This is a genomic window from Bacillus cereus ATCC 14579 (genome assembly GCF_000007825.1).
GTDB classification, from domain to species: Bacteria; Bacillota; Bacilli; order Bacillales; family Bacillaceae_G; genus Bacillus_A; species Bacillus_A cereus.
In genome coordinates this window covers 1,017,473-1,036,936 of sequence record NC_004722.1, presented here as the reverse complement: position 1 = coordinate 1,036,936, position 19,464 = coordinate 1,017,473, and the positions used below count along the sequence as shown (strand labels likewise).

Below are 19,464 nucleotides of genomic sequence, written 5' to 3'. Positions count from 1 at the left end.
GTTCCCTCCTATTTTTTATATTTATATAACAAAAAAAGACCGTCCGGTTGCATCAAAAATGTGCAACCAGACGATCTTAGTAACCAATATGTATTACCGTAGACTCTAAGCTTTGCGGCCTATCCTTTCGAATAGTGTGCTAAAAATATCTTTTATTCTTTTTTTGTTTCATTTTCCTCTTAAACCAAATATTACTATACCGTCTGGACGGTTATAATTCAATACTCTATAAAATTGTTCTATTTTTCTAATAAAAAAAATAATTCACCACTACATTAAAGAAGCAACGGTGAATTATTTTCACATTATATAGTTCGTATATTCTATTTATATGAATTCCTAATAAGAGCTTGAATCACTTTTTCTCTTAACTCGGGGCTTAGTCTTCCAACCCCTAAATATTCCGAATACCATAATCCATCTGCTGCTAATCTAATAATTGTTGCACAAACTGCATCTATCTCATCGTTTTCTATATTCTTTTGCAGTTGCTGAAATGATTGTTGTAATGGCTCAAGTAATTCAGGTTTTAACATGAATGCTGCCATCATACTACTAGACAACTCTTCTGTTCTTCTCTCATTATTTAATCTTTCCTCTACAAAAGAGCGAACCCATCTCCCTTTCCTCTCTGAGTCTTCCGCTACTTTATTGTAAATGGCCCCTTCATAATCCTCTACCCCTCTGACTATCATACCTTCTATTAAAGCTTCTTTATTTGAAAAGTGATACAATAATCCCCCTTTACTTACACCCGCCTCTTTTGCCACTGCTTCTAAGGTTAATTTAGCAACCCCTTTACATTGCACAATTTGAGAAGCGGCCGCCAAAATCTTTTGCCGCGTTATGCTTATACTCATTCCTTTTTAAAACCCCATTTCTACTAAATTTATATAAATACGAATCTTATTTTTAATATTGTTGATTACTACTAAGTATTTTCTTTATACAACAAAAGCTTCATTACCTTTGAATTTTTAGTTACTTATTCTATTAAAAACTTCCATATCATTCAATATGATAACATTAAACACACAAAGCTGACTATACATCTATACTTTTGTATTTATTGAAAATATATCCATTAATAAAATTTACCAATTTAGTCCTTCTTATTACTTTATAAGACGGCAGTAATTCTTTCAGCACTAAATAAAAAATGTTATTACTCCCATTGAATTGAGTAATAACATTTTACTTAACAAATTCGCTGCCAACTAGCATCCTTCACATCTTCACTAGTCGGTTTTCTAACTAATCCAACAAAACATTCCTCGCAAGCACCAAATGCAATAAAATTTTTCTGTGCTTGTCTTAACGAGACTTCATTTGCACCGCCTTCAAAGTCAGGATCGTTAAACTGTACCTCATCATCTTCCCAGTAACATATATTACAAATTTCATATGTACCTGGTGGTTCTTCTTCTATTGTTCTATACCCGCAGCACGGACATGTATATTTCATTCTGTTACTTCATTATTCATTTCTTTTTTCTCCCATATATTCCGGCCCATAAAGAATGTAACAGCGCAAATCATAGTTATTACCATGAAAGTAGTATTAGAATCCTCATATGTAGTTGGAATTCCAACCGTTACAGAAACAATACTAAAAGCTAAAAATAGATATAATAATAAAGATATAATATAGCTGAGTTTAAATCGTAAAATGATACCTCTAAACAATAGCTCACCAAGTAGACAGCCACCTAAAATAATAGGTACTCCGAAATACAATGTAAGGACTCCCATTTGCGCAGTAGATTGAATTATCTTTCCAATTATGTTCGGCGAAACCAGCTCACTATTGTTTCCCATCCTATCATATAAATCAAGTGCTGTTGCTGAAATAAAGAAACTTAATATAGAAAATGAATACGGTATTAAAAATTTGCTCACTCTCATTCACCTCGCTTGTTTCTTTACATATATTATTCATTATTTTCGCATAAAAAAATAGCCCGTCTTCCGCGAAAGGCGAGCCGTTCCACTTAATTCTCACTTAACTTCTTCTTATACCAATCCTGCATTCTCTCCGCATCTTCTACTCTCGTATGCTCTATTTTGTAACTAGATGATGCACTCGAAAACTTATACGTACATAAATCCGCACGGCGCTGGAAATATGATTGTGTCTTCTCCATTGATTGGACGTGTCTTCTTCTAATAAGTCCTGTATATTTTCCGATGCTACGATAGACAAGTGTAATTTGTTCTCCGTTAACACTGTAACCATTTGTTTTAAATGTTGCGTATCCAAGTGTAAAGATAAGGATTGCGAGCGGTAGTAATGCCCACATGATGTAATACTTTTCAAAGTATATGCCTATTCCAGTAAGCGGGATTGCGAGCATAGCGAAAAAGATGAAACTATCAATGAGATAGCGGCGCAATGCTGCTTTTGGTAACGAAGTAATATTTGCATTCAGTTCGTATGGTAATTGTAAATGGGCGAGTAACTGTTGTACTCGATCTTTTCGAATGATTGGGTGCAGTGTAACCTTTTCTTTTTCGTCACCCATTCCTTTACTTTGAATGACTTCTACTTGCACAGCACAATAACCGAATGGTTGGCGTAAAATACTTTCTTTTATCGTAATACCTTGAATACGATGCAATTTTAGTACGAGCTCTTTTTTCTCAAGTAATCCTTGCGAAATGCGAACTTCGTCATTTCTTCGATTCACTGTGAAATCGCCATGTTTTAACGCGTAACCGATTGTAGATATAATCCAAGAAAGAACGAGTAACATGGCTACCATGAAAATCCAGCCATATATATCATGTTCCATTACATACGACTTTACGCCATTCTCTATCCATTTCGGAATGTACTCATCTACTTGGTGATAGACGAAAAAGATTAAAGAGAATAATAGTCCAAATTGACCAGATGTAACAGATGCTAATAAAATCTCTTTCCAAGTTAATTTATATTCTGTCGTTTGTTTTTCCTCTGTAACAATTGCTTTTTCTACTACATTTTCTGCTGCTTCGTCTAACGTTTTTTCTGCTTTCACTTCTGGAGTTGGCTCATTTAGCAAAGTAATAAGCTCCGCCGCTTCTTCTGCCGTAATTCCAGCTAAGCTAACTTCTGCTTCATCGCCCCCGCCAGCTGTTTCAATCTGAATTTTTTTCAAACCGAGCATTTGATATAGTACGTTAGAACTTGTATTAATCGTTTGAACACGTTCTTTATTTAAGTAGCTCTCCTTTTTCACGAAGAGACCTTGTTTCACATGTAATACGTTATTTTCAACCCAGTATGTTGTGTAATACCATTTTTCAAACGCTAAAAAAACGGTGAGTAAACCAAATGCAGCGGGAATTAAATACCAAAACGGGAACTTTCCGTTTAAGCTAAACATGAAAATAATGAGTGGTATAAAGTCTGTTATTTTTAACTCTAATAACATCGTGATTGGATGCTGCCTTTTATACATCCTCATCACTCACTTTCGCTAATTCTGCTATTTTGCGTTTTCAACATTTCAGCTTCATACATCGTTAAACCTGGGATGCTATGAGAAGTTGCTGCTGTTGAAATGTGTAATTCTGCTAAGCCATATTTTCTCATAATTGGTCCTTGTTCAATCGTTACGTGCTGTACACGAATCATCGGCACTAATACACGCTTAACAACGAAAAGGCCATGCTGAATTTCAAGTTCTTCTTCATTTAGTTGGTAGTTGTAATAACGTTGACGTAGTTTCGGAAACGTAAAGTAATCAAACGGTGTATATACGATTGTTAATCCGATGAGCACATAGAAAATCCAAGCCCACCAATTAAACTTAATCATAAAGAAAAGATATGCAAAAATGACTATAATACTGATTCCTAGCTCAATTAAAGAACGCGCTTTCCACACCTTGACCATGTCAGGGTGAATTTCATTTTTCAATGAATCCATGTAACCACTCCAAATCTAGTAATCTAATATATGAATACTCTTAATCTACATTTTACATAACTTTACAGAAAATTGAAATTTAATCTTCTTTCTTCTCAGGAATAAAATATCCGAACCAAAGTAACCAAATGAAACCGATTAACTTCATCCAACTTCCATCCGCTTGAAAAGCTTCAATCATACCTGGTATTTTATAAATCCCAATAAATCCAAGAAAACCGAGCCACCAGTTTTTTTGCATTTTCATCTTTACTCCTCCTTCATGACGTTTTTCACATTTCGAATCCAAATTTCTTTATACTTTAAATGGAATCCCATGAGCATATAGTTGCTCATATTATCGATCACAAGCGCTAGCGTATGAGCATTTTCTTCCGTTTCATGTTGTGACACAACGCCCAGTCTCGCGCCTTTCTTCAATAAATCGTGGAAACCATGCAAAAAATCCTCTTGTATTTCAAATAAACGTTTCTGATACTTTTCATTTCGTGATGCAGTTACGATAAATTCATTGATAACGCGTAGTATTCCTTCTTGCCCTTCATACTCAGAGAGCATATGTAAACCATCTGCGATTAGCTTTTCTGCAAAGTTTTCTTTCGTATACCGCTCTTCATTAAAGTACTTTGTAAAATGATAATCAGAAAAAATCTCTTCAAATAAAAAATCAACTAACGCTTCTTTAGAAGAAAAATGATAGTAAATAGCCGGTTTTGAAATACCTACCTCTTTCGCAATCATGGAAAGACTCATCTTCTCAATGCCGTGTTCTGCCATAAGTTTAAATGATGCCTCTACAATGTTCTGCGATGTTTGTAAATTCTTCGTCATACTGTACCTCACTTATTTTTACTTACCGGTCGGTAAGTAAATTATAAAACAAAACGAAATGATTTTCAATTTAGTTAGCACTACAGAAGGTATTTATTGGAAAATACAGAAAGTTATAAAGTAAAAGCAACATATAACAATAAGGAGGATATCATATGGGACTTGGTGGTAATGGCGGCGGTGAAGCGGGACAAGCTGGTAAGAGCGGATTTTCATTAATCATTGTACTTTTTATCGTATTGATTATAGTTGGAATTAGCTATATCGGACTTAGCTTCTAAGAAAAGGCGTCCTACATTACATATGTAGGACGCCTTGTTTTTAATCCCTATTCAGCAATCGCATACGATAGCAATTCATCGTCACTTCTCCAAGCCTTTGCAGTAATTGATAGTTCGCATATGCGCCGACTGGGGCACCGATTACTGGGACGAGCTGAAGCATTTTCGCTAAATCAATATAGTCTCGGTACTCTGTTTGGAACTTTTCCCAGTCCATATGATTTTCTTTTTCTGTATCCCACGTTTCGATTGCTTTCCATATTTCTTTTCTGTGATCGTCACTTGAAAAGGCAAGTTGGAAAACGTGAAGGATAAAAAGACGCTCTTCTTGCTTACTCGTATCAAATCCGTACAATGTCGCTGCATCGAATAAAAATTTAATTTTAATTGTAAGTAAAAGCGGAAAGTCAGCAAGACCGAGGAGAATACCACCAGCTCCAGTCCCTGCTCCTTCTGCCGCTGCTATTTTTTTGTACTCATCCATTTTTTTACGAACTTCATCGTCACGTCTTTGCAGTGACCATGTCGTCTCTTTTAGCTTCGGCTTTATAAAGTTTGACCCGGCGCTAATCGTTTGCACCATCATACGAATCGTCTCTGTTAGTACCTTTTGTACTTTCGCCGGAATGAGCTGTTGCACCTTCGTCTGCACTTTTTTGGAGAACCGTGTCATCATAGAAGAATCTTTCATGAATGTAGCTTTCCACTGCTCCAATTCTTTTATAACCTTCTCTTCGTATGTAATCATAGGTTCATTCCTTTCAATTTAAACGCTCAATGCGCTTCGCCCCGTATTGGTAAACGAAACCGATACTAAATAATATGCTTACGATAAGTAAAATTCCTGTCATCATGAAATCTTTCGTTGCCAGTGCAAATATAATTGTAAATATAACGCTACCTGTAATAAGAATTGCATTTAATAAAGTAAGAAAATCTTTCTTCTTCTCTTCTCCGCCTACTGGGTACAAATCAAGCCAAATTTTCATGCGGTGATGTTTCCATAAAGTTAATAGCTGATAACCGATTAAGTATAGGAAGATAAGGCTTACGATAAATCGTCCATATAAAAATGGAATGAAGTAAAGAATAACTCCGCCTAGAGCGAGCAGGCGCACATATAATCCAAAATAGTTACCTGATCTTAAAAATGTTCTCGTATATAAGTATAAATATGTACGCTTTTCGCCGATTATCGAAAGAATGAAATCCAGCCATTTTCGGCGAGATACTCTTTCTTTTAATGCTGGTACATCAACGAACATATTCGCGATGCGGTACAGCAGCATCATCTTCTTACCTTCTTCGGAAATTAAATACTCCCAGTTTAGTGGCTTTCCTTTGACCATTTGATGCATGATAGCAAGGTATAACACCATGAGAAGGACGATTCCACCAATGAAAAGAACTGAAGTACGTTCTACAAGGAAATATACAAATAAACCGTTTAGGATAAAACGAATAAACCAATCAGCCCTTTGTATATTTTGATCTGTTAAAAATGACTTTTCCCACGCTACAAATAAATTCCACGCTTTTACAATGACAAATGCGAGTACGATCCATATGTAGCCAGCTCCTGTTTGCTTTATTTGTTGGAAGTATAACGGAGCAAGCGCAGCTGCTACGATTGCGATTATGTATAACTGAATCATAAATGTAAAAAGAAATGCCTTTGTGAAGTAAGGTTTTAACTTTTCTTCAACTGGCAGTAAGTAAACGAGATCCGCTTCTTTTAATAACGTTTGAATGGATCCAGCCGTTAACACGAGTCCAATTAATACTGCCATTACGAGCGCAGTTGGAAACGAAGTTGTTAACGTTTGTAACCATTGCTGGTAATAATACGCTCCCGCACCGATGATGAACACGAAAATAAATTTCAAATGATCATTAAATACGTATTTACTATATGTACGAACTTCTTTTAGAAATTGACGAAATCGTTCTTTCCATAACGCTGTGCTATTCATAATCTTCTTCCTTCGTTAATGCAATGTAAATATCATCTAACGTTGCACCTGGCATATTAAACTGTGATTGCAGTTCAGATAGAGTTCCCTTCGCTCTTACTTCACCTTGATGCAGAATAATGAACGAATCACAATAACGCTCTGCCGTCGCTAAAATATGTGTGCTCATTAAAATACCGGCACCACTCTTTTTCATTTGGTCCATCATTTGAAGAAGGGATTGAATCGCTAACGGGTCTAATCCAACGAAAGGTTCATCTACTATGTAAAGAGATGGCTCCACTAAAAATGCGCTCATAATCATTACTTTTTGTTTCATCCCTTTTGAGAAATGAGATGGAAACCATTTTAAACGATTTTTCATACGAAACTCTTGTAGTAGTTGTCCTACACGTTCTTCATATTGTTTTTCATCCACGCCATACGCCATAGCTGTTAATTTCAAATGCTCTTCTAACGTTAATTCATCATATAATACCGGCGTTTCCGGAATAAATGAAAAGCTAGAACGGTACGCTGTCATATCATCACGAATTGTTTTCCCATTAATTGTGACAGTTCCTTTTTTCGGTTCCATTAAACCGATAATATGTTTAATCGTCGTACTTTTACCAGCTCCATTTAAACCGATTAAGCCGACAAGTTCGCCTTTATTAACAGAGAACGAAACGTCTTTTAATACAGGTCGTTTCGTATATCCTCCTGTAACATTTTCTACACGCAATAACTCGCTCATACGACACCACTTTCTTCATTAGTATTCATTCTATATTCATCTTACCAAAAATTATGCTGTACTACATAGTATCCATGTACTCAAAAAAAATTTTAAAATTTATTAGCATATATTTTCCCGAAAGCGGACATCATAATTATTGAAGAAGGAACACATTGAAAAAGCAACCACCAATTGATGAGTACAACAACATAGTGAAGTCATCATGAAATGGGGTGTCCAAGTTGGACAATGAAATTTACACATAACCAGATCATTTGTTTCATTTTCGAAACGGGGTGTCTCTGAAAGAGCATATACTGTTTTAAAAAATAAACAATTTCATTTAAAAAAGATTGCAATTCATTTCACTTGAAAATGGGGTGTCTACGGCAGAAACTTTAGCCGATTTACCGTGCATTTCTTAAATAAATGAGGTGTCTGCGAAACGTAAATTACGATAATGCTTTTTCAATCCCTCTTCAGAAAACAGGAAGCTGAGTCAGCTTCCTGTTTTTCGTGTTTGTTCTCTTATGTAATTATGGTAAAATACGGCTAAGGATATTTGAAAGGATGAGATCAATGAATCATACAGCAGACAATTGTATTTTTTGTAAAATCATTGACGGGCAAATCCCTTGCTCAAAAGTATACGAAGATGAACATGTGCTTGCATTTTTAGATATTAGTCAAGTAACAAAAGGACATACTCTTGTTATTCCGAAAGTTCACAAACAAGACATTTTTGCGTTAACGCCAGAAATCGCATCACATATTTTTTCTGTCGTTCCAAAAATCGCAAATGCGATTAAAACAGAGTTTAATCCAGTTGGCTTTAACCTACTTAACAATAACGGTGAAAAAGCTGGACAAACTGTGTTCCACTTCCACCTTCATTTAATTCCACGCTACGGTGAAAAAGATGGTTTCGGTGCTGTTTGGAAATCACACCAAAATGAATACACTATGGAAAATTTACAAAACATCGCAAGTACAATTGCAAATAGTGTGAAATAATGACACTATAAGAAGGCGTAATACATAACAAGCCACTTCCCTGAAGTCATCAAATTCCGCATGGCTTGTTTCTTCACCTAAAATGCTCAGGGATGATTGTTTGTGCATAGCACATATAAGAAAGATATGCATATTTTTTCACATCATGAATACGAACAAAAAATAAGGAGGTCTCCTTTTATGTCAAAAGCTAAATCCTTTATTACAGGTGTTATTTGCGGCGGAGCAGTTGCTGGACTAGCCGTTCTTTTCTCAACTCCTTCTTCTGGTAAAGACATGCGCGGCAAGTTAAAAGAAAAAGGAAATGATATTAAAAAGACTTTAGCTGATATTACAGCTGATACGAAATTATTAAAGCGTCAAATTGTTGAAACTGCTTCAGAAGGTAAAGAAGTGTTTCAAGAACTAAAAGATGACATGCAAGACACGCTTTCTAATTGGAAACAAGATATTTCTCAAAACAAGCGCCATATTGAGAAAGAAATTTTGGACATCCAAAAGTCAATTGAGAAACTGCAAGAAGCTGTTCCAGAAAAAGCGTAAACAAATTCCTGCTTAGTTTTTTGCATATAACAAATATTTTTTATATAAATTGACCTTGACACGGCATATCGTATAGATATGCCGTGTTTTTATGCATTTACAATATATGTTATCAATTAACATGTAAGGACAACGCATGTATTCACGACTCATAAAACGCTTCCATAGTTATGCATGATTTGTATAGAATGTCATTTTGTTAAAAAATTTTCACAATTCTTACAAAAAGACTTTATTAATTTTTATTTTACTGGCATAATAGATAGTAATGAAAAAGAATGTTAAAGTGGGTGAGTAAATGAAAAGTGGAGAAAAAGATTACTCGGTAAAAGAAGCGATGATTTTCAGCCAACGCATTGCTCAATTATCGAAAGCGTTATGGAAATGTGTAGAGAAAGATTGGCAGCAGTGGATTAAACCTTACGATTTAAATATTAATGAACATCATATTTTAACAATCGCTTATCATTTAAAAGGGGCTTCTATTTCTGAGATTGCTAAGTTTGGAGTTATGCACGTATCAACGGCATTTAACTTCTCTAAAAAGCTAGAAGAACGCGGCTATCTTGTATTCTCAAAAAAGGAAGATGATAAACGAAATACGTACATTGAAATTACAGACAAAGGGGAAGAATTACTACTTCGCTTAATGGAGGAGTATGATCCTGAAAATAATTCAGTGTTTAATGGGGCTCTTGCACTTCGTAATTTTTATGGGAAGTTCCCAGAAAATATCGAACTGATTGCAATCCTGCGTAATATTTACGGACAAGACTTTATCGATATTTTTGAGAAATCATTAGAAGATATTGAAGAGAACTTTACAGAGTCCGATCAAAAGTTAGTTAAGAAATAATCTATTTATTTTTTCGCAATCATGCTTAAGAATTCATTCATAAGCGGCTTAAATAAACCTTGTTTTGCTAGCGCTTCCGCAGTTTCGTGTACTTCGAGCTGATGTGGAAGCGCTTTTTCAAATTGATCTAACAGCGCATCGAACAAAAGAAGCCCTTCTGCTTTCTCCACTACATATTGATCGTTCAGTTTTTCACAAAGATTTAGTATACGTTCAATATCTTTTTTACGAGCTTTTTTCTTTATGATTAAAGAATAAAATGGACACTTCTCTTCATCAATCATTTTAAATAGTAGGTCTACATAGTATTCAGCTTGTTCTAATCTTCTAACAACGTCCATTTTCTCCCTCACTTTCTAACACAAAGTCTTCTATTTCTGAATTTTGTAACACGAACAAAATATCGTGTGATACAATATATGTATATGTATTTTAGCCAAAAGGAGGTCTCGCCTCATGACACTTATAACAGTTGTTTTTGTCGCATTCGCACTTCTTGTTATATTTTACACGAATTTCATGACACATACACTGTGTGAACGAAAACAAATAGCTGCGAGCCGCCAGCCCGGTGTCTTTCGGGTTATTAATGTATGTATAACAATTTTATTAATTTCTAGTTATATAGAAATTATATTTCATGGAAAGTGAGGAAGGAAAGCCCCTTCCTCACTTTTTTCCTCTATAAGCAAATTATACCTACAATAACCAATAAAATAAACAGTACAAGTAATAAAATAAGTTGAGAATTCATCCCCATCCCCTCCTCTATTCTGTATATGCGGCATACGCCCAATATGGCACACTTTCAAAATCTGACACGTGCTGGTTAATTTTTCTTTATCAATATGAAAACGGTTCGAAATATGATATATTAAATTTTGTACATATTGCTTATACTATAGAACAAAACATTCATCAAAACTTTATCCTCAGCCTCGGTAAGCCCTGTTAAGCGCGCTTTACCAATATAAAAAAGCAAAAGTATCAGTGAGACTTAATCGGGCTCTTATGAATCAAAATTCATTGGTGTAGGATAAATTAAAAATACATAATAGTAGGAGTGTTTATCGAATGAAGAAAGCTATGCTTGCCTTAGCCGCAACAAGTGTAATCGCATTATCAGCATGTGGAACATCATCATCAGACAAAATTGTTACATCTAAAGCTGGTGACATTACAAAAGAAGAATTCTACGATCAAATGAAGACACAAGCTGGTAAACAAGTACTAAACAACATGGTTATGGAAAAAGTACTTATTAAAAACTACAAAGTTGAAGACAAAGATGTAGACAAAAAGTTCGATGAAATGAAAAAACAATACGGTGATCAATTCGATACACTATTAAAACAACAAGGTATTAAAGAAGAAACTATAAAAACTGGTGTGCGTGCTCAATTAGCTCAAGAAAAAGCTATCGAGAAAACAATCACTGATAAAGAACTAAAAGAAAACTACAAGCCTGAAATTAAAGCAAGCCACATTCTTGTAAAAGATGAAGCTACTGCGAAAAAGGTAAAAGAAGAACTTGGACAAGGTAAATCTTTCGAAGAGTTAGCGAAACAATACTCTGAAGATACTGGTTCAAAAGAAAAAGGCGGAGACCTTGGCTACTTTACTGCTGGTAAAATGGTTAAAGAATTCGAAGATGCTGCTTACAAGCTGAAAAAAGATGAAGTAAGCGAACCTGTGAAATCACAATTCGGTTACCACATCATTAAAGTAACAGACATTAAAGAACAAAAACCATTTGATGAAGTAAAAGGCGACATCAAAAAAGATCTAGTTCAGAAAAAAGCACAAGATGCTGCATTCATGAATGATCTTATGATGAAAGAAATCAAAAAAGCTGACGTAAAAGTTGACGATAAAGATTTAAAAGATCTTTTCGAAGAGAAAAAAGCTGACGATAAAAAAGAAGAAAAGAAATAATGAAGTAAAAAGCTTGGGCTTAGGCCCGAGCTTTTTTATGTATCCTCTTCGTTAACGAAAGTTTATTTTTTCATTCGTTTAACTAAAACCATCTTTTATGCATTTCACTTAAAAACATTTCTGTGATTCTAAATCCTGAACTTTCCCCTATAATAGAGTCAATCCCACAATACGGACAAACTGCTGTGTTATCATCATCCCACCACTCTGTAATTTTTTTTGGATGAAAAATTTCTAAACAATAGAAACAACCACATATAACATCCTTTTCTAAGTGCTTTCTATTACGAGAACAAAAACGATGCGCTTCCTCAAAATATTTTTGCATCAGTATCCCCCTATTCCTGATTTTCTTCTTTGCTTTACTTACATTCTCCTCAATAAAATTGCAATTCTTCCTTAAAGAAAAACACAAAAAAACCTTGATCCACGCCACGCAGAACCAAGGTTTATCTTATTATCATTGATTAAATTCAAAAACTATGTTAAATTAGTACGGAAACACGTTTTCTAAAATGAAAGGAACGTATTTATCCCTATTTTAATTGTACACCAAAACACATCTTCAGTCAACCTCTATTTTTCACTTTTAAAGGAGTGCTTACCGTATGAACAAAAAACTTGATTTAGAGCAAAAAAGATTGGATACCGTAATCGAGACAATTACGGAGCAAATTGATAAACTGGAAAACGAAACTGGCAGACGCCGGGCAGAAGTAATCAATATTCGTAAACACTTTTGGGATGATGTGAAAGTGAACACGGATACTTTTGATGATTATCTTGAAACAGTTATCAACTTAAGACAACAAGCTCAGTCACTAGCTGTCACACAAATTACCCATAAGCACACCTTTAATCGACTTGCCGCATTAAGACGCATGCATAAAGCACCTTATTTCGGACGAATTGATTTCAAAGAAGAAGGCGAACCTAGCGCAGAGCAAATTTATATTGGCGTTGCTACACTTACTGATGCTAGCGGAGAAAACTTTCTTATATATGACTGGCGCGCACCCATTTCGAGTGTATACTACGATTATCCACCAGGACCGGCTGAATACAGTACACCAGAAGGCGTAATTCACGGCAATGTGGAGAAAAAATTACAATACATTATTCAAAATGGCGAGATTGATTCTATGTTCGATACGAGCCTTACAATTGGCGATGAAATCTTGCAACAAGCGCTCGGAAAAGGTACGAACAAACATATGCAAAGTATCGTCGCTACAATTCAGCGTGAACAAAATGAAATTATTCGTCACGATGAAGGCCGACTCCTTATCGTGCAAGGAGCTGCTGGTAGTGGTAAAACGTCAGCTGCCCTGCAGCGAATCGCCTACTTACTATATAAATATCGCGAATGGCTAAAAGCGGATCAAATTATTCTCTTCTCCCCTAACTCTATGTTCAATAGCTACGTTTCTAACGTACTACCTGAACTCGGTGAAGAAAATATGCAGCAAGTGACATTCCAAGAATATTTAAATCATAGACTGAGTAAGTCATTTGACGTTGAAGACCCTTATGAGCAATTAGAATATATGCTAACTGAAACAAATAGCCCTACCTATAAAACGAGAAATGCGAGCATCCGATTTAAAGCATCCACTCAATTTTTCGAGATGATTAGAGCGTACAGACAATCTCTTGAATCTTCAGGTATGCTATTTAGAGGAATGAAATTTAGAGGAAAACTGATTGCCTCAGCTAAAGAAATTACAGAGCAATTTTATAATACTGACTCCTCCCTCCGCTTCCATAGTCGAATTGAGAAGTTAACGGATTGGCTAAATAAGCAAATAGATGCACTTGAAAAAGCAGAACTGAAAAAACCTTGGGTAGAAGAGGAAATTGAATTACTTAGTAAAGATGAATACCAAAAGGCTTATAAATATTTACAGAAAAAAGGCGAGTTTGACGACAACTCCTTTCAAGACTTTGAGAAAGAAACAAGAGTACTTGGGCGTATGATTGTCCGTAAAAAAATGAAGCCGCTTCGTAAAGGCGTTCAAACATTGCGTTTCATCAATTTCACAGGCATATATAAACAGCTCTTCACAGATGCATCATGGGTTCCTGGGGAAAAACCGAAAGAGTGGGATGACATTTGCTCATTAACAGTAAACATGCTTGATGAAGGAAAGCTATATTACGAGGATGCGACTCCATTTTTACTTTTAAAAGAATTAATTGAAGGCTTCCAAACGAACAGATCGATTAAACACGTACTCGTAGATGAAGCGCAAGATTACTCTCCGTTCCAGTTCGAGTTTTTAAAACGTCTCTTCCCTGCTGCAAGAATGACGGTACTCGGAGACTTTAACCAAGCGATATTTGCCCATGCGAGTGAAACGGTGAATTTCGATACACTTACGAATTTATACGGGCCAGACGAAACAAACGGCATTAACTTAACTCGTAGCTATCGCTCAACAAAACCGATTATTGAATTTACACGTGCTCTCGTACCGGAAGGGAAGAACATTCACGCCTTTGAACGTGACGGCGCGAAACCTACAGTGACGAAAGTAGCTAATCACAACGAACTACACGAACATATTACTGCTAAAGTTGCTGCACTACAAACAGAGCAGCACAATACGATCGCAATCATCTGTAAATCCGCAGCTGAAAGCGCCGCTGCCTATGAGGAACTTAGTAGCATTGAAGATATTAAACTTGTGAAGAGCACCTCTGCTGAATACGAACAAGGCATTGTCGTGATCCCTGCTTACTTAGCGAAAGGTATCGAATTTGATGCCGTTATTATTTACGATGCTTCTAAAGATGTGTACAGCAATGAGAGCGTTCGTAGATTGTTCTACACTGCTTGTACGCGAGCGATGCATGAATTGCACCTTTATTGTGTTGGCGAGGTTAGTCCTTTTGTACTTGGGGCTGATTCGGATAGTTTTGAGCTTATTACAACACCTTGATAACAATCAAGGTGTTTTCTTTTTTATGCAGGACTTACACCTTTAAAGTAGAATATATCAGTTTAGAAAAAAATTAAGGAGCGAAAAGATGAACCACTATTTTATTGCTATTTATGACGGTGAGTTTCCTACCGAAAAATTACATACCATTTTACAATCTAAGCACACTTTTACTGACCTAAACGTGCGCACCATTTCAATCTCCCTCACCAAGACCTTTCACATTATTAGTTGGCGAAGAACATCGTGCACTCACAACTGGACTTACAGACAAATACCACTCATAACGAAAGAGTTGCAAACACTTGAGCAGCAAGAAAAGTACTACTATGTATACGATTATAAAATTAGAAAGAACATCGAGAATCCTATCCAAAAATGCTTTCCATTCGCACAAATCCATATAAGTGTTACGAAATTCCATCAAATGATTCAAAAAGTAAAAGACTTAAAACGACCTGTATTTGCAGGTTATAACATCGTCTCTCATGATACAGACATACTTACGATTGATGTACTTCTTTCTTCACCTTTATTAGATCCTAACACTTCCGAAAAAGATGCGGAAGAATACTCTTATTTACAGCAACTAGCTGAATCAATTTCTCGTTCTGAATTATGTATTTCTATTAAAGAGAGTGCACTTATTTAAACACGAAAAGAGGGTTATTTATCATAACCCTCTACATACTATCTATTTATGTTTTTGAAACAAAACGTACTAAGTGTGCTAGTGTAAAAAATACAGATTGCGATGTCCATACCGTTTTTTTATGAATATTTATTTACTTCTTGTCCCCTGACACTAATGTTCTGCTTAAAAACAGGAATTTTCATCCATATATCTTGTTCCCTATTTTAAAACATAATACAATGAATACGTAACTTAATAAGCTATAACTAGTAGGTGTGGCAATCATCTCTTCCATTTTGAAAAAAGGGGGGAGGTGATAATATGATCGCGATGTTTGTAATTAAATTAGTGTATGGTATCCTAACCGGAGCTGGCGTTGTCATCGGTAGAAGATACGTCGGTCCATGGCTAATTTCTGTATACAAAAAAGCGAGAACCACCCTGCTTCGTGGAAAAGGTAAGGGCGGTTCTCGGCTAAAACGTTAATGTAATTGTCTTATAACCGCACCTACTACCACCACAATAGCAAGTTAGGTTACAAAGGCAGAAGTTTCTCAGGCTTCTGTCTTTTTTATTTTATGCAAAATTCACACTAAATACTCTATCATCATTGTAACACATTTTATTTATTTTTAGTCAAGAGAAAAAATCACCTAAAAGGCTCCCCTTCAGGTGGTTCTCTATTTTACGCTAACGCAGCTTGCTCTTGTTGATCTAGACTTTTTCTAGTTCAGCTGTGCCGCTCTCATCATTTATAGCACCAATAAAGACGGATTATGGACCCGCTTCATAACAGTAGGATTAAACAAGGAACAACACCTATTACGAATATAAAAAATCCTCTCACTACATAGTACCTATGTTTTCAGCGATACTCTATTACCATCAAATTAAATTTGTATAATTTAAACTACAGAATAGCGAGCTAATTTTCAAATATCTTCTTTCGCATAACCCTAAATTTATTATCCAGTTGCATTATGCTTATAAATAAAAGATATCCTACCGACGCACCGAGCATATTTATAGCAATCTGCCACACATCAAAAACATCAGACAAAGTTAGTAAATGTAATATCTCCCAAACAAGAAAGGTCATAACATACCACTTACGAGCTTTCTTATAGTTAGTCACTTTATTAATGAGCACTGGAACGAAAAATCCGAATGGAACTACTAATATTATATGTTGTAAAACGCTTAACCAATAAGTTGAGTTTCCCCAAGGACCTGGATGTGCAATAAAATCTTTAACTTGCCAAAGTGTTATTCCAAAAAGTTGTAATAACGTTTCTAAATCAGATATATGTAAAAATTGCTGCCAAAATTCAATGGGATGATAGACAGTCCCACCACCTGTCAAACTGCGAACAGAGTCAAATGTAGAAGTTGAAATAAACGTTCCTAAAAAGACAATAAAACAAATGATTATATAAGGAATACATAAAATTTTTGATAATACCTTTAATGGCCTAGGAACTTCGTATACCGATTTATTAATCTCTACGCCAATAACTTTTGATTCTCCAAAACTTTGAATCGCTTTATAAATCGCTTCTTTTTCATTCATACCTTGTTCCATATATTCTTCTTTCAAGCTGTTCAAGTGATCATACATTTCTAGAAATAGCTCATCCTGTTCAATATCACTAAGTTCTGAATAGGCTAAAATAGACTTAATATACTCATCAAATTCACTCATAAATAACTCCTTTCTGACAAGCTTGAATTAATGCTGTTACACTCTCCCAAGAGTTCACTTTCTTCTGCAATTCTTTTTTCCCTTTATCTGTAATAGTATAGAATTTCCTTTTCATCCCATTCTCAGATTCATTCCAATAAGATTCAAGAAACTCCTTTTTCTCTAATCTCTTTAAAGCAGGATACAAAGTTCCCTGTCCCATACTATACAAATCTTCACTTGCATCCTTTAAACTTTGAGCTATTTCGTATCCGTATGTATCACGTTTTGCAATGATAGAAAGTAATAAAATATCTATACTTCCCTTCAAGATTTCTTTGTCCAACAATACCACCACCTTATATACATAGTATAACAACATATGTCGTTATGCAACATAGTTAGAAAAATACCCCATAAAAAAACCACCTAAAGGCTCCCCTTCAGGTGGTTCTCTATTTTACGCTAACGCAGCTGCCTGTTCTTGTTGATCTACAGGAATTACAGCGTCTGTTAGTGCTTTTTCTAGTTCAGCTGTATATTTCATTTGTTCTTCTTTGCTCCAGCCTAGTTTCGCAGCCATGTAGTTGATTACTGCTTCTTTCCACTCGTATACCCAGTGGATGTTGAAGAATACAGCGCCTCTGCGGCGTACGAAGAAGTCAACTGGTTTTGCTGTCATTTCGTAATCCATTGCGTATACAAGTGGGATTAGAACGTCAAGCGGCATGTTGTATTCTTTCGCTTCTTCTTTATGTTTTTTCGCTAAGTCGAACAGTACATCAACGTTAGAGCCGTAGAATTTCGCGAATTCTTCTGCTTGTGCTGTTGTTAAACCATATTTCGTACCTTCGCCAGCTTTTTTCGCAACGAATGCTGGGAATCCGTGTGAACCATCTACATGTCCACCAGAGATTGGCATATGTTTCGTGTCGCTCTTCGGATATGCGCTATGACCTTCTTTTTGTAGTAAGTTCGTTACATAGTCTACTACCATTTCAGCCATTTTGCGGTATCCAGTTAATTTACCACCTGCGATTGTAATTAAACCAGATTCAGAAGTCCAAATTTCATCTTTACGAGAAATTTCAGATGCGCTCTTACCTTCTTCATAAATTAACGGACGAACACCAGCCCAGCTTGATTCAATGTCTTTCTCTGTAATTTTCACGCTTGGGAACATGTAGTTAATCGCATTAATGATGTATGTGCGATCTTCTGTTGTCATTTGTGGTACAGCTGCGTCTTTATCATAGAACGTATCTGTTGTACCTACGTATGTTTTTCCTCCGCGAGGAATCGCGAACACCATACGTTTATCTGGTGTATCGAAGTAAATCGCTTGACCTAATGGGAAACGTTTTTGATCAATTACTAAGTGAACACCTTTTGATAACTGAAGTACTTTTCCTTTTTTCGAGTTATCTTTTTCACGAAGTGTATCTACCCAAGGGCCAGCTGCGTTTACAATTTTCTTACCGTAAACTTCGTATACTTCTCCGTCTAGTAAATCGATTACACGTACACCACATACTTTTCCATCTTTATATAAGAAACTGTCTACTTTTGCGTAGTTAACAGCTTTCGCACCATGCTCAATTGCTTCTTTCATTACTTCAATTGTAAGACGCGCATCATCTGTACGATATTCTACGTAGTAACCGCCGCCTTTTAATCCTTCTTTTTTTACAAGAGGCTCTTTGTTTAGCGTTTCTTCACGGTTAAACATCTTTCTGCGCTCGCTTCGTTTTACACCTGCTAAGAAGTCGTATACACGAAGACCAATTGATGTACTAAATGATCCGAACGTACCGCCTGTATGGAACGGAAGTAACATCCACTCTGGTGTTGTTACATGGGGACCGTTCTCATATACGATCGCACGCTCTTTCCCCACCTCTGCTACCATTTTCACTTCAAGTTGTTTTAAATAACGTAGACCACCGTGTACAAGCTTCGTTGAACGACTTGATGTACCTGCTGCAAAGTCCTGCATTTCAAACACAATTGTTGATAACCCGCGTGTTGCTCCATCTAATGCAATACCAGAACCAGTAATACCTCCACCAATTACGATCACATCTAACTCTTGTTTATTTACTCCGTTTAATACGTCTTTACGTTGTTTACTTGAAAATTTCAT

The 19,464-nt window shown here is 35.8% G+C and carries 22 protein-coding genes, 2 pseudogenes and 1 riboswitch; of the genes and pseudogenes, 9 read left to right on the top strand and 15 right to left on the bottom strand.

Annotated features, from left to right (window positions below):
* Positions 1–58: 58 nt before the first annotated feature.
* Positions 59–151: riboswitch (cyclic di-GMP riboswitch) on the bottom strand.
* 172 nt (positions 152–323) lie between these two features.
* From BC_RS05300 to BC_RS05275, 7 genes and pseudogenes are all read right to left on the bottom strand, one after another.
* The gene (locus tag BC_RS05300) at positions 324–860 is read right to left on the bottom strand and encodes a TetR/AcrR family transcriptional regulator (RefSeq protein ID WP_000028020.1); all 537 of its coding nucleotides are present in this window, start codon (positions 858–860) and stop codon (positions 324–326) included.
* A 338-nt stretch (positions 861–1,198) separates the two neighbouring features.
* A complete protein-coding gene (locus BC_RS05295; protein ID WP_000877836.1) occupies positions 1,199–1,465 on the bottom strand; it encodes a CPCC family cysteine-rich protein in 267 nt (88 codons plus the stop codon).
* A complete protein-coding gene (locus BC_RS05290; RefSeq protein ID WP_002195230.1) occupies positions 1,462–1,905 on the bottom strand; it encodes a hypothetical protein in 444 nt (147 codons plus the stop codon). Before BC_RS05290 ends, BC_RS05295 begins: the two co-directional genes overlap by 4 nt.
* 86 nt (positions 1,906–1,991) lie before the next feature.
* Positions 1,992–3,443, bottom strand: coding sequence for a PH domain-containing protein (locus tag BC_RS05285; protein WP_000278208.1), 1,452 nt, complete (start codon positions 3,441–3,443; stop codon positions 1,992–1,994).
* Positions 3,436–3,913 (bottom strand): annotated as a pseudogene (locus BC_RS05280) (PH domain-containing protein). The gene BC_RS05285 and the pseudogene BC_RS05280 overlap by 8 nt, the downstream one beginning before the upstream one ends.
* Before the next feature lie 79 nt (positions 3,914–3,992).
* Entirely contained in the window at positions 3,993–4,160 is a 168-nt protein-coding gene (locus BC_RS27550; protein ID WP_000783808.1) for a hypothetical protein, read from the bottom strand.
* A gap of 2 nt (positions 4,161–4,162) precedes the next feature.
* Positions 4,163–4,744, bottom strand: a complete 582-nt coding sequence (locus BC_RS05275; protein ID WP_000164837.1) for a TetR/AcrR family transcriptional regulator — start codon at positions 4,742–4,744, stop codon at positions 4,163–4,165.
* Positions 4,745–4,899: 155 nt separating this feature from the next.
* On the opposite strand from BC_RS05275, the gene BC_RS05270 reads away from it, so the two are divergent.
* Entirely contained in the window at positions 4,900–5,025 is a 126-nt protein-coding gene (locus BC_RS05270) for a YjcZ family sporulation protein (protein WP_000522754.1), read from the top strand.
* A gap of 40 nt (positions 5,026–5,065) precedes the next feature.
* On the opposite strand, the gene ecsC is transcribed toward BC_RS05270, so the two are convergent.
* The 3 genes from ecsC to ecsA are packed head-to-tail and all read right to left on the bottom strand — an operon-like array spanning position 5,066 to position 7,734.
* Entirely contained in the window at positions 5,066–5,773 is a 708-nt protein-coding gene (gene ecsC / locus BC_RS05265; RefSeq protein WP_000634142.1) for an ecs operon protein EcsC, read from the bottom strand.
* A gap of 13 nt (positions 5,774–5,786) precedes the next feature.
* Positions 5,787–6,998 (bottom strand): ABC transporter permease EcsB, encoded by a 1,212-nt coding sequence (gene ecsB, locus BC_RS05260; protein WP_001089155.1) that lies wholly within the window; start codon positions 6,996–6,998, stop codon positions 5,787–5,789.
* Positions 6,991–7,734: an ABC transporter ATP-binding protein EcsA gene (gene ecsA / locus BC_RS05255; protein WP_001292603.1), complete on the bottom strand. Its 744-nt coding sequence runs from the start codon at positions 7,732–7,734 to the stop codon at positions 6,991–6,993. The genes ecsB and ecsA overlap by 8 nt, the downstream gene beginning before the upstream one ends.
* Before the next feature lie 561 nt (positions 7,735–8,295).
* Here ecsA and BC_RS05250 point away from each other — a divergent pair.
* From BC_RS05250 to BC_RS05240, 3 genes are all read left to right on the top strand, one after another.
* Positions 8,296–8,730 carry an HIT family protein gene (locus BC_RS05250; RefSeq protein ID WP_001016841.1) on the top strand — a complete coding sequence of 145 codons (435 nt, stop codon included), beginning with the start codon at positions 8,296–8,298 and terminating at the stop codon, positions 8,728–8,730.
* A 180-nt stretch (positions 8,731–8,910) separates the two neighbouring features.
* Entirely contained in the window at positions 8,911–9,273 is a 363-nt protein-coding gene (locus BC_RS05245; protein ID WP_000030302.1) for a YtxH domain-containing protein, read from the top strand.
* Between the two features lie 298 nt (positions 9,274–9,571).
* Positions 9,572–10,129: an HTH-type transcriptional regulator Hpr gene (locus BC_RS05240; RefSeq protein ID WP_000834924.1), complete on the top strand. Its 558-nt coding sequence runs from the start codon at positions 9,572–9,574 to the stop codon at positions 10,127–10,129.
* A gap of 5 nt (positions 10,130–10,134) precedes the next feature.
* Here BC_RS05240 and BC_RS05235 read toward each other — a convergent pair whose 3' ends face one another.
* Positions 10,135–10,470: a YhaI family protein gene (locus BC_RS05235; RefSeq protein WP_000383653.1), complete on the bottom strand. Its 336-nt coding sequence runs from the start codon at positions 10,468–10,470 to the stop codon at positions 10,135–10,137.
* 115 nt (positions 10,471–10,585) lie between these two features.
* Between BC_RS05235 and BC_RS05230 the strand changes: the two genes are divergently transcribed.
* Both BC_RS05230 and prsA read left to right on the top strand, forming a co-directional pair.
* Entirely contained in the window at positions 10,586–10,780 is a 195-nt protein-coding gene (locus tag BC_RS05230; RefSeq protein WP_000172690.1) for a hypothetical protein, read from the top strand.
* Between the two features lie 423 nt (positions 10,781–11,203).
* The gene (gene prsA, locus BC_RS05225) at positions 11,204–12,064 is read left to right on the top strand and encodes a peptidylprolyl isomerase PrsA (RefSeq protein WP_000710058.1); all 861 of its coding nucleotides are present in this window, start codon (positions 11,204–11,206) and stop codon (positions 12,062–12,064) included.
* Positions 12,065–12,146: 82 nt separating this feature from the next.
* On the opposite strand, the gene BC_RS05220 is transcribed toward prsA, so the two are convergent.
* Positions 12,147–12,392 (bottom strand): hypothetical protein, encoded by a 246-nt coding sequence (locus BC_RS05220; RefSeq protein WP_001174908.1) that lies wholly within the window; start codon positions 12,390–12,392, stop codon positions 12,147–12,149.
* A 280-nt stretch (positions 12,393–12,672) separates the two neighbouring features.
* On the opposite strand from BC_RS05220, the gene helD reads away from it, so the two are divergent.
* The 3 genes and pseudogenes from helD (at position 12,673) to BC_RS27545 (ending at position 16,126) form a co-directional block, all read left to right on the top strand.
* Positions 12,673–15,006 carry an RNA polymerase recycling motor HelD gene (helD, locus tag BC_RS05215; protein WP_001035427.1) on the top strand — a complete coding sequence of 778 codons (2,334 nt, stop codon included), beginning with the start codon at positions 12,673–12,675 and terminating at the stop codon, positions 15,004–15,006.
* 88 nt (positions 15,007–15,094) lie between these two features.
* Positions 15,095–15,658: pseudogene (locus BC_RS05210) on the top strand (hypothetical protein).
* Positions 15,659–15,961: 303 nt separating this feature from the next.
* Entirely contained in the window at positions 15,962–16,126 is a 165-nt protein-coding gene (locus BC_RS27545) for a hypothetical protein (RefSeq protein ID WP_000561154.1), read from the top strand.
* Positions 16,127–16,565: 439 nt separating this feature from the next.
* Here the strand turns inward: BC_RS27545 and BC_RS05205 are convergent, their stop codons facing one another.
* The 3 genes from BC_RS05205 to glpD form a co-directional block, all read right to left on the bottom strand.
* Positions 16,566–17,342 carry a VanZ family protein gene (locus tag BC_RS05205; RefSeq protein ID WP_001288375.1) on the bottom strand — a complete coding sequence of 259 codons (777 nt, stop codon included), beginning with the start codon at positions 17,340–17,342 and terminating at the stop codon, positions 16,566–16,568.
* The gene (locus BC_RS05200) at positions 17,335–17,667 is read right to left on the bottom strand and encodes a PadR family transcriptional regulator (RefSeq protein WP_000356630.1); all 333 of its coding nucleotides are present in this window, start codon (positions 17,665–17,667) and stop codon (positions 17,335–17,337) included. Before BC_RS05200 ends, BC_RS05205 begins: the two co-directional genes overlap by 8 nt.
* A 114-nt stretch (positions 17,668–17,781) precedes the next feature.
* A complete protein-coding gene (gene glpD, locus BC_RS05195; RefSeq protein WP_000672833.1) occupies positions 17,782–19,464 on the bottom strand; it encodes an aerobic glycerol-3-phosphate dehydrogenase in 1,683 nt (560 codons plus the stop codon).

Excerpts from the sequence above, each read along its gene's own strand:
- BC_RS05205 (WP_001288375.1), bottom strand. The coding sequence starts at position 17,342 with ATGAGTGAATTTGATGAGTATATTAAGTCTATTTTAGCCTATTCAGAA.
- BC_RS27550 (WP_000783808.1), bottom strand. The coding sequence starts at position 4,160 with ATGAAAATGCAAAAAAACTGGTGGCTCGGTTTTCTTGGATTTATTGGG.
- BC_RS05240 (WP_000834924.1), top strand. The coding sequence starts at position 9,572 with ATGAAAAGTGGAGAAAAAGATTACTCGGTAAAAGAAGCGATGATTTTC.
- BC_RS05300 (WP_000028020.1), bottom strand. The coding sequence starts at position 860 with ATGAGTATAAGCATAACGCGGCAAAAGATTTTGGCGGCCGCTTCTCAA.
- ecsC (WP_000634142.1), bottom strand. The coding sequence starts at position 5,773 with ATGATTACATACGAAGAGAAGGTTATAAAAGAATTGGAGCAGTGGAAA.
- prsA (WP_000710058.1), top strand. The coding sequence starts at position 11,204 with ATGAAGAAAGCTATGCTTGCCTTAGCCGCAACAAGTGTAATCGCATTA.
- ecsB (WP_001089155.1), bottom strand. The coding sequence starts at position 6,998 with ATGAATAGCACAGCGTTATGGAAAGAACGATTTCGTCAATTTCTAAAA.
- BC_RS05285 (WP_000278208.1), bottom strand. The coding sequence starts at position 3,443 with ATGTATAAAAGGCAGCATCCAATCACGATGTTATTAGAGTTAAAAATA.
- BC_RS05220 (WP_001174908.1), bottom strand. The coding sequence starts at position 12,392 with ATGCAAAAATATTTTGAGGAAGCGCATCGTTTTTGTTCTCGTAATAGA.
- BC_RS05270 (WP_000522754.1), top strand. The coding sequence starts at position 4,900 with ATGGGACTTGGTGGTAATGGCGGCGGTGAAGCGGGACAAGCTGGTAAG.
- helD (WP_001035427.1), top strand. The coding sequence starts at position 12,673 with ATGAACAAAAAACTTGATTTAGAGCAAAAAAGATTGGATACCGTAATC.
- BC_RS05290 (WP_002195230.1), bottom strand. The coding sequence starts at position 1,905 with ATGAGAGTGAGCAAATTTTTAATACCGTATTCATTTTCTATATTAAGT.
- BC_RS27545 (WP_000561154.1), top strand. The coding sequence starts at position 15,962 with ATGATCGCGATGTTTGTAATTAAATTAGTGTATGGTATCCTAACCGGA.
- BC_RS05245 (WP_000030302.1), top strand. The coding sequence starts at position 8,911 with ATGTCAAAAGCTAAATCCTTTATTACAGGTGTTATTTGCGGCGGAGCA.
- BC_RS05235 (WP_000383653.1), bottom strand. The coding sequence starts at position 10,470 with ATGGACGTTGTTAGAAGATTAGAACAAGCTGAATACTATGTAGACCTA.
- BC_RS05250 (WP_001016841.1), top strand. The coding sequence starts at position 8,296 with ATGAATCATACAGCAGACAATTGTATTTTTTGTAAAATCATTGACGGG.
- BC_RS05230 (WP_000172690.1), top strand. The coding sequence starts at position 10,586 with ATGACACTTATAACAGTTGTTTTTGTCGCATTCGCACTTCTTGTTATA.
- BC_RS05275 (WP_000164837.1), bottom strand. The coding sequence starts at position 4,744 with ATGACGAAGAATTTACAAACATCGCAGAACATTGTAGAGGCATCATTT.
- ecsA (WP_001292603.1), bottom strand. The coding sequence starts at position 7,734 with ATGAGCGAGTTATTGCGTGTAGAAAATGTTACAGGAGGATATACGAAA.
- glpD (WP_000672833.1), bottom strand. The coding sequence starts at position 19,464 with ATGAAATTTTCAAGTAAACAACGTAAAGACGTATTAAACGGAGTAAAT.
- BC_RS05295 (WP_000877836.1), bottom strand. The coding sequence starts at position 1,465 with ATGAAATATACATGTCCGTGCTGCGGGTATAGAACAATAGAAGAAGAA.